We start from the raw sequence: 13,226 nt of genomic DNA on the forward strand, positions 1-13,226 counted from the left end.
ACAAAAAAATAAAATAATGGGAATTATAAAACTTAAAAATATCAGAACTTATTCCTACCACGGTTGCTTAATCGAGGAAGGAAAAATTGGATCAGACTATACCGTGAATTTAGAAGTCAAGACAGATTTGAGAAAATCCAGTTTAACGGATGATTTGAAAGATACAGTTGATTACGTGCTCTTGAATCGTATTGTTGTAGCCGAAATGGCGATTCGTTCGGACTTATTAGAACATGTGGCGCACCGGATCATAACGCGCATATTTGAAGAAATTCCTGAAATTTCCAGAATTATCGTGGCGGTTTCTAAACTTAATCCTCCTATTGGCGGTGATGTTGAAGCAGTTACTATCGAAATGGAAGAATACAGAAGTTGAATAAGAAATGCTTAAAAAGAATAAAAAAATATTTTTTAAAATTTTTAAACTTTAATCTTTTAAACATTAAACTTTTTAAGTACTTTTGCCATCCGTTTAACAATGGCGTCGTGGCCGAGCGGCTAGGCTGGGCTCTGCAAAAGCTCCTACTCCGGTTCGAATCCGGACGATGCCTCTAAAAGAGATACAGAAATGTGTCTCTTTTTTTATTTCAATTTTTAAGAAAAATTAAGTAAAGTATGGTTCGAATCCAGACGATATTCAAAAATCTTAAAGCAATTTGGAAGTTTTTTTATCTAATTTTTAAGAAAAATTAAGTAAAGATATGGTTCGAATCCGGACGATTCCTCTAAAAGAGATACAGAAATGTTTCTCTTTTTTTGTTTCAATTTTTAAGAAAAATTAAGTAAAGTATGGTTTGAATCCAGACGATATTCAAAAATCTTAAAGCAATTTGGAAGTTTTTTTATCTAATTTTTAAGAAAAATTAAGTAAAGATATGGTTCGAATCCGGACAATGCCTCTAAAAGAGATACAGAAATGTGTCTCTTTTTTTTGTTTCAATTTTTATGAAAAATATTTTAATTATTAAGTAATTAGGTTTTAGTAAGTCTATAAAACATAAATGACTTAAATGTTTAAAATCTCATACATTTGACTAATAGAGCTTTCGACTAGATTGCCATAAAGTCATAATAGTTTAAATAATAAAAAGCCTTAATCCTAATTTATTTAGAGTCAAGGCTTTTTACTGTTTTATGAAAATTATAATCTATCTAATTATCAATTTTATCGAATGCATCTTTTACCATTGCTTTTTCTTCCGGAAACCACCCTTGAGTAATTAAAACCATTCCAAAAACCATCATTACAATACTGATTCCTTTTTTAATTTTAAGAATATTTACAGGAGTAAGTTTTGTTTTTAATTGTTTTGCCAAAAGTATTTTGATACAATCTACAACCAAATAAGTTCCAATAACTGCAATAAAAAAAGTAATCATTCTGGGTGTTTGCATTTCTAATTTTGGCCCAACAGAAATAATGATTGCCAGCCAAAAACCAAGAACACCAATATTGATAATGTTTAACAGAAAACCTTTTATAAAAAGGCTTATGTAGTTTTTTTTGACAATTTCCTTGTCAATAATATCTGTATTTATCTTTTCCTCCTTTTTTAATTGTAGGAAGGAAATTATACCATAAACTAACATCAATACACCTCCAAAAATGAAAAGGGCCGGCTGATCTTTTAAACTTTGAATTAACCGATAACTTCCTAAATAAGCAATTCCAATGAAAACAATATCTCCTAAAATGACTCCTAAATCAAATACTAAAGCCGCTCTAAATCCTTTTATAATACTTGTTTCCAGTAAAATAAAAAAAACAGGACCAATCATAAAACTTAAGAAAATTCCCCATGGAATACCAGCTACAATATCGTTTACCATTAAAAATTAAAATTTATTACCGCCAAAATATACACTATAATACTAATTTTTTTCAATTATCGTTCCGCCAATGAAAACTTTTGTGTTAATGTGTTTTGGTTTACCGTAGATAAAAATAGAGCCTCCAGCTCTTACTTTTGCATCAACTAATGTAGACGCATGGATTTCTGATTTTCCTCCTGCAGCAACACTTATTGTGGTTTGTGAAGTCTCTAAATCCTTTGCGTTTAGAATTCCACCAGAAGTTATTACAACATCTTGATTTTTCGCTTTCCCGGATAAAGTAACTATTCCACCAGCATTTGCTTTCACACTTACTTTATCAACATCTATGTCTAAGTTTATTTCTCCACCTGATTTTGCATTCAAATCTAAGCTTGTTTGTTTAAAATCTTTTTCACTTGAAACATAACTTCCCTCACTCACAGCGATACTTTCCAGGTTTTTAAAATATAATTTAACCATAATATCTTCACCGGATAATAATTGTGGAAAAGGCATTCTGATTTTCAATTCTCCGTTTTTATTTACCGTTTCCACTTCGTCAGCGCGAGCTCCTGTTACGACAATTTTGTTCTCTGAAGATTCAATTAATTTGACATTGATTTTATCAAAAACTTTAACTTCATCAAAATCTCCTAAGTTTCTGGTTGCTTGAGCATTTGTTAATTGACTCAAAAATACAAAAGCAATAATCATTAATTTTTTCATTTTTTTTATTTTAGAGGTTCTCCAATTCTTCTTAAAAAATTAAAATCCAGTTGTTTTTTAACTAAATCGGCATTTTTTACTTTAACGTAAATTTCATCTCCTAATTGTAATAATTTACCAGAAGTTGCGCCGGTTAGTGCATATTGTTTTTCGTCAAAGGTGTAATAATCGTCTTTTATATCCCGAATTCTACACATTCCTTCACATTTATTTTCTATAATTTCAACATAAATTCCCCATTCTGTCACACCTGAAATTACTCCTAAAAATTCCTGATCCTGATGATCTTGCATATATTTTACCTGCATGTATTTAATAGAATCACGTTCGGCATTGGTTGCCAAACCTTCCATTGTGGACGAATGAACACATTTTGTTTCATACGTTTCTTCATCTACAGATTTTCCGCCGTCTAGATAATGTTGCAACAATCTATGCACCATTACATCCGGATAACGACGAATTGGTGAAGTAAAATGCGAATAATAATCAAAAGCTAAACCGTAATGTCCTATGTTATCCGTCGAATATTTGGCTTTACTCATACTTCTAATCGCAAGCGTATCAATTAAATTTTGTTCTTTTTTACCATTCACTTCTTCCATCAACGCATTCAATGATTTTGAAATATCGCCTTTGTTACGGAAATCAATTTTGTAACCAAACTTAGCAATCACCGTTTGCATGGCAATTAATTTATCTTCATTTGGTTCATCGTGAATTCTGTAAATAAAAGTTTTCTTTTGTTTTCCAATGTATTCCGCTACTTTTCTATTGGCCAAAAGCATGAATTCTTCAATCAGATGATTGGCATCTTTTGAAACTTTAAAATAAACCCCTTGAGGTTCTCCGGCTTCATCTAAATTGAATTTGACTTCAACTTTATCAAAAGATATCGCTCCTTCAGCCATTCTTCTTTTTCTAAAAATTTTAGCTAATTCATCCATTTTTAGCGTCGCAGCAACAATTTCTGAAGAAACTTGATACGAACTTCCCGTAATCGAAATTTCTTCAGGAATTACATCGTCTTTGGTTTCTATGATGTATTGCGCTTCTTCGTAAGCAAAACGTTGATCGGAGTAAATTACCGTTCGACCAAACCATTGATTCACTACTTGCGTTGTTTCTGTTATTTCGAAAATAGCAGAGAAAGTATATTTTTCTTCATTTGGGCGTAAAGAACACGCAAAATTTGATAATACTTCCGGTAACATTGGTACCACTCTATCTACTAAATAAACCGAAGTCGCTCTTTGATACGCTTCATCGTCCAGGATTGTTCCTTCTTTAAGATAATATGAAACATCGGCAATGTGTATACCAATTTCATAATTACCGTTTTCTAATTTTTTGAAGGAAAGTGCATCATCAAAATCCTTCGCATCTTTTGGATCAATCGTAAAAGTCAACGTATCTCTCATGTCACGACGTTTGGCAATTTCATCATCTTCAATCGAAGTATCAATTTTTTGTGCAAACGTTTCTACTTCAATAGGAAACTCAGATGGTAATCCGTATTCAGCAAGAATAGCGTGGATTTCCGTATCGTGTTCTCCTGGTTTACCTAAAACTTTTATTACAGAACCAAAAGGACTATCGGCTCTGGCTGGCCAATCTTCGATGTGAACCAAAACTACATCGCCTTGCTCCGCCTCGCCTATTTTATCCTTTGGAATAAAAATATCGGTATACATTTTTGGATTTGCAGTAGAAACAAAAGCAAAATTAGCTTGAATGTCAATAACACCAACAAAGTCGGTTTTGTTTCTTTCAATTACTTCAATTACTTCACCTTCCGGTCTTTTCCCTTTTCTGCGATTGTAAACATACACTTTGACGATATCTTTGTCTAAAGCGTGGTTCAAGTTATTGGTGGGGATAAAGACATCTTCTTCCATTTCAGGACAAACAAAATAAGCTGTTTTTCGTCCGGTCATGTCAATCTTACCTTCGTAATACTCTTTACTCTCAGCTTTCACTAAGTATTTGCCCGGTTCTGATTCTATAATTTTATTTTGCGAAGCCAAAATCTTCAAATCTTTGATAATTTGATTTCTGCTTTCGGTATCATCGAGCTCCAGCTTTGCACCTATTTGTTTATAATTGAACGCTTTATTAGCACTTTGCGATAATATTTTTATAATTTTTTCAGAGAAATCTTTCTCTTTTTTTATCGGCTTTCTTAATCTTTTACTCATAAATCTGTTCTTAAAAGTCTAAAATTACAAAATACTAAATTGTTATCGGTAAAGAGTTCACAGTTTTAAAGAAAATATAACTTTACAGAATAGTTGTACCTTTATAAAAAGTATCAAAAATGGAAGAATTTCAAACCATTGCAATTTTTAATTATTCGCATGAAATTGTAGTTATAAAGCATTTGCTGGAGCAGGAAGATATTCACTATTTTTTTGAAAATGAAACATTGGTTTCCATTGATCCGTTTGGAAGTTTCGCATACGGTGGAATCAAACTCAAAATTCATTTCAATGATTTTGAAAAAGTTCAGGAATTATTAGACAATCTGAACAACAATTTGAAAATCGTTTAGATTTGAAATCAATTTTTAAGTTTTAATTTTTTGAAAGTTGTCAACATATATTAATATAATAAAAAAGAAAAATTAAATTTAAATTATTTTTTGGTTGTTATTATAGCGTGTTAATAGTAGCAATAAATTTATTTTAAAAAGCTTTGAAACCAAGTTTAAAGATTTTATTGAGAGTTATCAACATACTTATTTTGCGATAAAGTATTAGTTTTAAAGTATTTTTATATTTTAATTAACAATCGTTGATAACATAAAAACTATTGCTTTTGTAAATAACTCGTGCTGCGGTTTTTTGTTGATAACCTACTTTTTAATATTGATAACTATTCTAAAAATTCTCCGAACTAAATTAGGATTTAAAAACTAGGTTTTGGATTACATATTTTTTCGATACAATTAAAAAATAGTTCTTATTTTCTATCCAAAGTTATGAACAGTTTGTGTTAATTTAAAGTTAACTGAATATCAAGCAATTGCGTTTTGCTATTAACAATACAAATTTTTAACATTTTAAATATATAACTTTCATTGATTTACAGCTATTTATACATTTAAAAGAATTGTTGATAACCTTTAATTTAATAGAAATCTGATAGTTACAGAACCTTTTGTTGAATTCATTTTTAAAGGTACGCTTCAATTAAAATAGTCGAATGAAGAAGTTATATTTAAATTCATCAGAATAGATTACTTTAATTAAATTTGCAGAACACAACTTAATACATAAAACATGAAAATCTCGATAGGAAATGATCACGCAGGCCCGGATTACAAAAAAGCAATTGTCGAAATGCTGAAAGCAAAAGGACACGAAGTAACTAATTACGGAACAGATTCCGCAGAAAGTGTAGATTATCCTGATTTTGGTCGCCCGGTTGCAACGGATATTAGTGAGGGAAAAGCTGATTTTGGAATTGTTATTTGCGGAAGTGGAAACGGAATTTCTATGACAGTGAATAAACAGTCTAAAGTTCGCGCTGCTTTATGTTGGATAAAAGAAATTGCAGTTTTGGCGCGTCAACATAATGATGCGAATATTATTAGTATTCCCGCACGTTTTACTTCAATTCCACAGGCAGTAGAAATGGTAGAAGCGTTCTTAAATACAGAATTTGAAGGTGGAAGACATCAAACAAGAGTGGATAAAATTTCTTATTAGACTCTTTTTATTGACTGAATTTACATTAATTCAGTCAGTGGACTGACTGAATTACTATTTTTTGATTGTAGTTGATTTAGGTTTTTAAATCAAATAGAATGGAAGATTATTTAAAAAGAGCATTATTTCAAGATTTTGGTAAAAAAGTACTTCCTAACAAAGTATTGATTTTATTAAGCGCTCGTCGTGGTGGAAAAACTAAACTAATAAAAAATTACCTTCAAACTATTCCTGATGAAAGTTATTTGCAACTGAACGGAGAAGATATCATTGCCGCTAATTTACTCAAAGAACGTTCCGTAGCAAATTACAAGGATTATACTCAATATTGATTTGCTGGTTATAGACGAAGCCCAAACGATTCCTGATATTGGATTTAAACAACAATCTTGGCGAACCATTGTTAGGAAGAAAAAATACGATGTATCTTTTTCCAATAGCACAAATGGAATATTCGCAATACGAAAATTACAAACAAACTACAGAAAAAATAGAGGAAAGATTACTCTGTGGAAGTTACCCTGAACTGATTCAATATCCAGACTGGCAAGACAAAAAAGAGTATTTATATGAAATCATTAATTCGTATTTACTGAAAGATATTTTAGTATTTGAAAGAATAAAACATACCGATAAAATATATGATTTGCTGCGTTTATAAGCCTATCAATTAGGAAAAGAAGTGTCGCTACATGAATTAGCAAATCAATTGCAAATGTCAAAAAATACAGTGTCTATTTATTTAGATTTGCTTTCTAAGGTGTTTATTATCTTTAAAGTAGAAGGATTTAGAAGAAATCTCCGAAAAGAAATTGTAAAATCCAGCCGTTGCTATTTTTATGATATTGGGATTAGAAACGGCATCATTAATAATTTTAATCGTTTGGATTCCAGAACAGATGTAGGCGATTTATTGGAAAATTACTTAGCTGTAGAACGCGTTAAAAAGCAAAAATACCTAAAAATAAAAACCAATAATTATTTCTGGCGCACTTATGATCAGCAAGAACTAGATTGGCTTGAAGAAAAAGGAGAAGAACTGGCGGGATTTAAGTTTAAGTGCAGTGAAACCAAAAAAGTTAAAATTCCTGCCGCTTTCGCCAAAGCTTATCCAGATGCTACTTTTGAAGTAATTAACAAGCGTAATTATTTAGATTTTATAACGTAGAAATACACAATAAAAACTTGGAGCAAACCAATTAAAAAAAACTTCCATAAAAAAGACATTTTTGAGGTTTTATGTCGGAAAACAAGCATCGCTAATCCAGAACCAATTGTTCCGCCAAAAACACTTGTAAACAATAAATTGCGTTCAGAAATGCGCCATTTTTGCTGTATGGCCAGCCGTTTGTCAACTCCTACTATTGAAAAAGCAACCAAGTTCATAAGCGGAAAGTACCAGAATAAAAAAGACATAAATAAGGATTTTTGACTCAAAGATACTATTTTAGCAACATGATTTTATAATCTTAAATTTAAAATGACCAACATACAATTCATATCAAAAGTCGTTGCCACTGCAGCGATAAACATTCAAAAAACAGTACAATTATTACAGGAAGATTGTACGATTCCGTTTATTTCCAGATATCGAAAAGATACAACAGGAAATCTGGATGAAGTACAAATAGAACAAATTGCAAAGCTTCAAAAAGAATACGAAGTGATTGTAAAACGCAAAGAAGCGATTTTAAAATCGATTCAGGAACAAAATGCGCTAAGTCCAGAATTAGAGAAAAAAATCCAACAGAGCTTCGGTTTACAGGAATTGGAAGATTTTTATCTGCCATTCAAAAAAAAGAAAAAAACAAAAGCCGATCTTGCGCGAGAAAACGGATTGGAACCGCTGGCCAAAATCATCATGGCGCAAAATAATAACGATGTCGATTTTATATCCACACAGTATTTGAATGAAAAGGTCATCAACGAAATAGCGGCATTACAAGGAGCAAGAGACATTATTGCCGAATGGATTAATGAAAATATTTATGTTCGAAAACAACTCCGACGATTGTATGAACGCAAAGCCATTATCACCACCAAAGTTGTAAAAACAAAAAAAGACGACGAAGCAGCACAGAAATTCAATCAGTATTTCGACTGGTCAGAACCGCTTAGTAAAGCACCTTCGCATCGATTATTAGCCATGCTTCGTGCCGAAAATGAAGGATTTATCAAGTTTAAAGTTGAAGTAGATATTGATGAAGCGTATGATATTACTGACACGTTAATTTTAAAAGGTCAAAATAAAACTACGCCACACATTCAACTAGCTATTGAAGACAGTTACAAACGATTGCTGAATCCAGCAATTTCAAATGAAGCTTTACAAGAAGCTAAAGCTAAGGCTGACGCCAATTCCATTCAGGTTTTTGCGAACAATCTGGGGCAATTATTACTAGCACCGCCTTTGGGAGAAAAACGAATTCTGGCGATTGATCCTGGTTTTAGAAGCGGATGTAAAATTGTTTGTTTGGACGAAAAAGGAGATTTGTTATACAATGAAACCATTTATCCGCACGCACCTCAAAAAGAGGAAGCGATGGCGATGAAAAAAATCCGTTCGATGGTGAATTCCTATAAAATTGATGCCATTTCTATAGGAAACGGAACCGCTTCACGTGAAACCGAATTCTTGATCAAGAAAATAGCTTTTGATAAACCGGTCCAAGTTTTTATCGTTTCAGAAGCGGGTGCATCGGTATATTCTGCCTCCAAAATTGCCAGAGATGAATTTCCGAATTATGATGTCACGGTTCGTGGCTCGATTTCTATCGGGCGACGATTAAGTGATCCATTGGCTGAATTGGTGAAAATTGACCCGAAAGCCATTGGCGTAGGCCAATACCAACATGATGTTGACCAAAACAAGTTGAAAGAAGAATTAGATAATACGGTGATTCGTTGCGTGAATTCAGTTGGGATAAACATCAACACGGCGAGCAAGCATTTATTGAGTTACGTGAGTGGAATAGGAGAGAAGCTGGCCGAAAACATTGTTCAATATCGTTCTGAAAATGGTCCTTTTACAGATCGAAAACAACTTAAAAAAGTGCCGCGTTTGGGTGAAAAAGCGTACCAACAAGGCGTTGCTTTTATCCGAATTTCGAACGCAAAAAATCCGTTGGATAATTCGGCTGTTCATCCGGAAGCATATGGAATTGTGGAGAAAATGGCAAAAGATTTGAAATTGACGGTACATGATTTGATTGCCAATAAGGAAAAAACAGGCTTAATAAAACCAGAAAATTACATTACTCCAGAAATAGGTTTATTGGGATTGAAAGACGTTATCAAAGAACTCGAAAAACCGGGATTAGATCCAAGAAAATCAGCCAAAGTTTTTGAATTTGACCCGAATGTAAAAACGATAAAAGATATAAAAACAGGAATGGTTTTACCGGGAATTGTGAATAACATTACTAATTTTGGTTGTTTTGTAGATATTGGAGTCAAAGAAAGCGGATTGGTTCACATTTCCCAACTCAAAGCGGGTTTTGTCAGCGATGTGAATGAAGTGGTTAAATTACACCAGCATGTTCAGGTCAAAGTCACCGAAGTAGATGAAGACAGAAAGAGAATTCAATTGAGTATGGTTATTTAAACCATAAAAAAAAGCTTTTCAAATTATGAAAAGCCTTTTTTTATTTTGTTTCTTCTTCTTTTTTATCAGCTGGCTGACCATCTTTGGCTGCGTTTTTGAACTCTTTGATTCCACTTCCCAAGCCTTTCATAAGTTCTGGGATTTTTTTACCACCAAAAAGTAATAAAACAATCGCTAATATAACAAGGATTTCTGTAACACCTATACTACTCATAATACGATAATTTATGCCGAAGCGAATTTGTAATAAATCTAAAAGCAAAGGTAGATAGAAATAGTTTACGGAAATTCAATTTACCTCATTTATTTGGTTTCAAAAGCGTTAAAAATTTACTAAAAATTAATTAAGGTTTGCTATGCGGTATAAATACAAGTAAACACAAGCAAGGACAAAAATTGTTATATTTGTTTATTAATCAAATTATATGTCCAAGAAAAGACAAAAGCGACGCAAAATCAAGGAAAATTTATTTAATAAAAGACGTTTAATCATACTAAACGAAGATACTTTTGAAGAGACATTTTCATTGAAACTTACCTTAATGAACGTTTTTGTGGTAGCGACTTTGGGCGCAATAATTATCACATTTGTCACTACTTTAATTATTGCTTTTACTCCTTTACGGGAATTAATACCAGGATATTCCTCGTCAAAATTAAAGCGAGACGCAACGGAATTAGCCTTGAAATCAGATTCGTTGTCCAAGGCTTTAAAAAGAAATGAAGCCTACATCAAATCCATCCAGAAAGTATTGACGGGAGAGTTAGAATACGCTAAATTTAATAAAGATTCCATACTGGAAGCAGCAGATGAAATTACTATACCTGTTGATTTATCGCCATCAAAACAAGAACTGGAACTGCGGGAACAAGTAGCGAAAGAAGATAAAAATTCTCTTTCAAGCTCCTTGAAAACCAGGAGTGGAAATCCGAAATAAAAAGTATCTTTCAATTTTAAAAGAACAAAACAAAAATGTCAATAAAATCATTTGCAGCAAAATTATTTGCAAAAAAAATATACAAGGAAACACAACTTTGGTCCAACAATCCAATTGCAACTCAAAGAAAAGTGTTGTTGCAATTAATCCAAGATGCCAAACAAACACAATTTGGGATTGACCATCATTTTGACCAAATAAAAAACGAGATGGATTTTGCTAAACAAGTTCCGGTTCGCGATTATGAGGAGCTGAAACCATACGTGGATAAGGTGGTAAAAGGCGAGAAAAATATCCTTTGGAAAGGAAAACCACTTTATTTTGCCAAGACTTCCGGAACGACTTCCGGGGCCAAATATATTCCGTTAACTAAGGAATCCATGCCGTATCATATTGAGGCGGCCCGAAATGCGATCTTGCATTATATTCACGAAACCGGAAATGCAGATTTTGTTGACGGTAAAATGATTTTCTTGCAAGGGAGTCCAATATTAGAAGAAAAAAACGGAATTAAATTAGGAAGATTGTCTGGAATTGTGGCGCATTTTGTTCCAAAATACCTTCAAAAAAACAGAATGCCTTCTTGGGAAACCAATTGTATCGAAGATTGGGAAACCAAAGTGAATGCAATTGTCGAGGAAACAATCAACGAGAACATGGCTGTGATTTCCGGAATTCCTTCCTGGGTGCAAATGTATTTTGAGAAATTGCATCAAAAAGGAGGGAAGCCTGTTGGGGAAATCTTCAAAAACTTCAATTTGTTTATTTACGGCGGTGTGAATTATGAACCTTACCGCGCTAAATTTGAAAATTTGATAGGGCGAAAAGTAGACAGTATTGAGTTATTTCCGGCTTCGGAAGGATTTTTCGCGTATCAGGATTCGCAAAAGGAAAAGGGAATGTTACTGCTTTTGAACTCGGGAATTTTTTATGAATTTATAAAAAGCGACGAATTTTATACGAATCCAGAAGGTTCGGGACCAAGACGTTATACCATTGGCGAAGTAGAATTGAGCATAAACTATGTTTTGATTATTTCTACTAATGCGGGACTTTGGGGCTATAATATTGGAGATACCGTTCAATTTACCAGTTTAAAGCCATACCGAGTTATCGTTTCGGGAAGAATCAAACATTATATTTCTGCTTTTGGCGAACATGTAATTGGGAAAGAAGTAGAAAGCGCGCTGCAGGAAGCAATTATTGGAACTAACATTCGAATCAATGAATTTACGGTCGCACCTCAAATCACTCCAGCAGCAGGATTACCGTATCATGAATGGTTTATTGAGTTTGAAAATGAACCGGAAGACAGCGCATCGTTTGCGGAAGCTTTAGACAACGCGATGCGAAAACAGAACATGTATTATGATGATTTGATTGTGGGTAAAGTGCTCCAAAAAGTGATGGTCACCAAAGTTGCTAAAAATGGTTTTCAAGACTACATGAAATCGATAGGGAAGCTGGGTGGTCAAAATAAAATCCCAAGGCTTTCAAATGATAGAAATATTGTGGATAAATTAGAAAATTTATAAATTAGAAAATGAAAAAATTTGCACTGTTGTTATTGTTATTGAGTACTTGTATCTATTCACAAATTAAAGGCATTGTTCTAAATGAAAGTAATAAACCAATTCCCTATGTTAATATTTGGGTTGAAAACGAAAATTCAGGAACGACATCTGAGGAAAATGGTTCATTTTCTATTAATGTAGTTGATCAAAATAAGGTTTTGATTTTCTCCGCTTTGGGTTTTGAAACCAAGAAAGTTAAAGTTGCGGGTGCAGAAAAAGTGGTTTTGAAAGAAATAACATTTGAATTGAATGAGGTGGTAATTAATAAGAATAAAAAAGAATTAACAAGGCTTATTGGGGATTCAAAAAGCACGAGTGCTATTCATATCTCAAGAAGAGCGCCATGGATTTATGCCAAGTTATTTAAATATGAAATTGATTATATAAAAACTCCTTTTATAAAAGAAGTAATAATTTACACCTATAGTAAAATAAAAAAAGCTAGTTTTAAATTACGAATTTATAAAGTTAAAGAAGATGGATTTCCAGGAGAAGATTTCATTAGGGAAGATATAGTTGTATTTGTAAAAAAAGGTACGATAAAAAACACTGTAGAATTATCAAAATATAATCTGAATATTCCGAAAGAAGGAATATTTGTTGCGTTTGAATGGATGTTGATTGAAAATAATAAGATCGAATTCATATATAAGAATCGAGAATTAAAAAAAACATACAAAGATTTTGATTATGCTCCATCCTTGGTGTTTAATTATAAAGATAGAGATTTAACATTTACTTATTCTAATGGGAGATGGAATAAAAGGCCAAAAATAGATTTTGAATTAAACAAAAGTGTCAGAGGTGCTGTTATTGAGCCTGCAATCAATATGACATTAATAAACTAAAAGTTAAAAAC

At 32.5% G+C, this 13,226-nt stretch carries 15 protein-coding genes and 1 tRNA gene; 11 read left to right on the top strand and 5 right to left on the bottom strand.

Features of this window, described 5'->3' with window-relative positions:
- Positions 1-16 precede the first annotated feature (16 nt).
- A complete protein-coding gene (folB, locus tag BMZ76_RS03465; RefSeq protein ID WP_091203322.1) occupies positions 17-376 on the top strand; it encodes a dihydroneopterin aldolase in 360 nt (119 codons plus the stop codon).
- A 104-nt stretch (positions 377-480) separates the two neighbouring features.
- Positions 481-551, top strand: a tRNA-Cys gene (locus BMZ76_RS15840).
- A 601-nt stretch (positions 552-1,152) separates the two neighbouring features.
- Here BMZ76_RS15840 and BMZ76_RS03470 read toward each other — a convergent pair.
- Genes BMZ76_RS03470 through rnr form a run of 3 tightly spaced genes read right to left on the bottom strand, consistent with a single transcriptional unit; the run spans position 1,153 to position 4,739 of the window.
- A complete protein-coding gene (locus BMZ76_RS03470; protein ID WP_091203323.1) occupies positions 1,153-1,830 on the bottom strand; it encodes a LysE family translocator in 678 nt (225 codons plus the stop codon).
- Between the two features lie 42 nt (positions 1,831-1,872).
- Positions 1,873-2,541, bottom strand: a complete 669-nt coding sequence (locus BMZ76_RS03475; RefSeq protein WP_091203324.1) for a head GIN domain-containing protein — start codon at positions 2,539-2,541, stop codon at positions 1,873-1,875.
- 5 nt (positions 2,542-2,546) lie between these two features.
- Positions 2,547-4,739 carry a ribonuclease R gene (rnr, locus tag BMZ76_RS03480; RefSeq protein ID WP_091203325.1) on the bottom strand — a complete coding sequence of 731 codons (2,193 nt, stop codon included), beginning with the start codon at positions 4,737-4,739 and terminating at the stop codon, positions 2,547-2,549.
- A gap of 119 nt (positions 4,740-4,858) precedes the next feature.
- Between rnr and BMZ76_RS03485 the strand changes: the two genes are divergently transcribed.
- The 5 genes from BMZ76_RS03485 to BMZ76_RS16045 all read left to right on the top strand — a co-directional run bounded on the left by BMZ76_RS03485 (position 4,859) and on the right by BMZ76_RS16045 (position 7,419).
- Positions 4,859-5,092 (top strand): hypothetical protein, encoded by a 234-nt coding sequence (locus BMZ76_RS03485; RefSeq protein WP_091203326.1) that lies wholly within the window; start codon positions 4,859-4,861, stop codon positions 5,090-5,092.
- Positions 5,093-5,822: 730 nt separating this feature from the next.
- Positions 5,823-6,251: a ribose 5-phosphate isomerase B gene (rpiB, locus tag BMZ76_RS03490; protein ID WP_091203327.1), complete on the top strand. Its 429-nt coding sequence runs from the start codon at positions 5,823-5,825 to the stop codon at positions 6,249-6,251.
- A gap of 98 nt (positions 6,252-6,349) precedes the next feature.
- Positions 6,350-6,583 carry a hypothetical protein gene (locus tag BMZ76_RS16035; RefSeq protein WP_244281740.1) on the top strand — a complete coding sequence of 78 codons (234 nt, stop codon included), beginning with the start codon at positions 6,350-6,352 and terminating at the stop codon, positions 6,581-6,583.
- A 38-nt stretch (positions 6,584-6,621) separates the two neighbouring features.
- Complete coding sequence (locus tag BMZ76_RS16040) at positions 6,622-6,912, top strand: ATP-binding protein (protein ID WP_244281741.1); 291 nt, start codon at positions 6,622-6,624, stop codon at positions 6,910-6,912.
- Positions 6,913-6,966: 54 nt separating this feature from the next.
- A complete protein-coding gene (locus BMZ76_RS16045; RefSeq protein WP_244281742.1) occupies positions 6,967-7,419 on the top strand; it encodes a DUF4143 domain-containing protein in 453 nt (150 codons plus the stop codon).
- Here the strand turns inward: BMZ76_RS16045 and BMZ76_RS03500 are convergent.
- On the bottom strand, positions 7,398-7,667 hold the full coding sequence (locus BMZ76_RS03500; protein WP_091203328.1) for a DUF1294 domain-containing protein: 270 nt from the start codon (positions 7,665-7,667) through the stop codon (positions 7,398-7,400). The two genes, BMZ76_RS16045 and BMZ76_RS03500, sit on opposite strands and share 22 nt — an antisense overlap.
- Before the next feature lie 64 nt (positions 7,668-7,731).
- Here BMZ76_RS03500 and BMZ76_RS03505 point away from each other — a divergent pair, with 64 nt between their 5' ends.
- Positions 7,732-9,855 carry a Tex family protein gene (locus tag BMZ76_RS03505; RefSeq protein ID WP_091203329.1) on the top strand — a complete coding sequence of 708 codons (2,124 nt, stop codon included), beginning with the start codon at positions 7,732-7,734 and terminating at the stop codon, positions 9,853-9,855.
- Between the two features lie 40 nt (positions 9,856-9,895).
- Here BMZ76_RS03505 and tatA read toward each other — a convergent pair whose 3' ends face one another.
- Positions 9,896-10,069 (bottom strand): twin-arginine translocase TatA/TatE family subunit, encoded by a 174-nt coding sequence (gene tatA / locus BMZ76_RS03510; RefSeq protein WP_091203330.1) that lies wholly within the window; start codon positions 10,067-10,069, stop codon positions 9,896-9,898.
- A 211-nt stretch (positions 10,070-10,280) separates the two neighbouring features.
- Here tatA and BMZ76_RS03515 point away from each other — a divergent pair, with 211 nt between their 5' ends.
- From BMZ76_RS03515 to BMZ76_RS03525, 3 genes are read left to right on the top strand one after another with little or no spacing between them, the layout of a single operon-like run.
- Positions 10,281-10,793 (top strand): peptidase, encoded by a 513-nt coding sequence (locus tag BMZ76_RS03515; RefSeq protein ID WP_091203331.1) that lies wholly within the window; start codon positions 10,281-10,283, stop codon positions 10,791-10,793.
- A 35-nt stretch (positions 10,794-10,828) separates the two neighbouring features.
- The gene (locus tag BMZ76_RS03520) at positions 10,829-12,328 is read left to right on the top strand and encodes a GH3 auxin-responsive promoter family protein (RefSeq protein WP_091203332.1); all 1,500 of its coding nucleotides are present in this window, start codon (positions 10,829-10,831) and stop codon (positions 12,326-12,328) included.
- 8 nt (positions 12,329-12,336) lie between these two features.
- Positions 12,337-13,215: a carboxypeptidase-like regulatory domain-containing protein gene (locus BMZ76_RS03525; RefSeq protein WP_091203333.1), complete on the top strand. Its 879-nt coding sequence runs from the start codon at positions 12,337-12,339 to the stop codon at positions 13,213-13,215.
- Positions 13,216-13,226 lie beyond the last annotated feature (11 nt).

The sequence above is a fragment of the Flavobacterium xueshanense genome (genome assembly GCF_900112975.1).
In the GTDB taxonomy this organism is placed as follows: Bacteria; Bacteroidota; Bacteroidia; order Flavobacteriales; family Flavobacteriaceae; genus Flavobacterium; species Flavobacterium xueshanense.

Excerpts from the sequence above, each read along its gene's own strand:
- folB (WP_091203322.1), top strand. The coding sequence starts at position 17 with ATGGGAATTATAAAACTTAAAAATATCAGAACTTATTCCTACCACGGT.
- BMZ76_RS03470 (WP_091203323.1), bottom strand. The coding sequence starts at position 1,830 with ATGGTAAACGATATTGTAGCTGGTATTCCATGGGGAATTTTCTTAAGT.
- BMZ76_RS03475 (WP_091203324.1), bottom strand. The coding sequence starts at position 2,541 with ATGAAAAAATTAATGATTATTGCTTTTGTATTTTTGAGTCAATTAACA.
- rnr (WP_091203325.1), bottom strand. The coding sequence starts at position 4,739 with ATGAGTAAAAGATTAAGAAAGCCGATAAAAAAAGAGAAAGATTTCTCT.
- BMZ76_RS03485 (WP_091203326.1), top strand. The coding sequence starts at position 4,859 with ATGGAAGAATTTCAAACCATTGCAATTTTTAATTATTCGCATGAAATT.
- rpiB (WP_091203327.1), top strand. The coding sequence starts at position 5,823 with ATGAAAATCTCGATAGGAAATGATCACGCAGGCCCGGATTACAAAAAA.
- BMZ76_RS16035 (WP_244281740.1), top strand. The coding sequence starts at position 6,350 with ATGGAAGATTATTTAAAAAGAGCATTATTTCAAGATTTTGGTAAAAAA.
- BMZ76_RS16045 (WP_244281742.1), top strand. The coding sequence starts at position 6,967 with ATGTCAAAAAATACAGTGTCTATTTATTTAGATTTGCTTTCTAAGGTG.
- BMZ76_RS03500 (WP_091203328.1), bottom strand. The coding sequence starts at position 7,667 with ATGTCTTTTTTATTCTGGTACTTTCCGCTTATGAACTTGGTTGCTTTT.
- BMZ76_RS03505 (WP_091203329.1), top strand. The coding sequence starts at position 7,732 with ATGACCAACATACAATTCATATCAAAAGTCGTTGCCACTGCAGCGATA.
- tatA (WP_091203330.1), bottom strand. The coding sequence starts at position 10,069 with ATGAGTAGTATAGGTGTTACAGAAATCCTTGTTATATTAGCGATTGTT.
- BMZ76_RS03515 (WP_091203331.1), top strand. The coding sequence starts at position 10,281 with ATGTCCAAGAAAAGACAAAAGCGACGCAAAATCAAGGAAAATTTATTT.
- BMZ76_RS03520 (WP_091203332.1), top strand. The coding sequence starts at position 10,829 with ATGTCAATAAAATCATTTGCAGCAAAATTATTTGCAAAAAAAATATAC.
- BMZ76_RS03525 (WP_091203333.1), top strand. The coding sequence starts at position 12,337 with ATGAAAAAATTTGCACTGTTGTTATTGTTATTGAGTACTTGTATCTAT.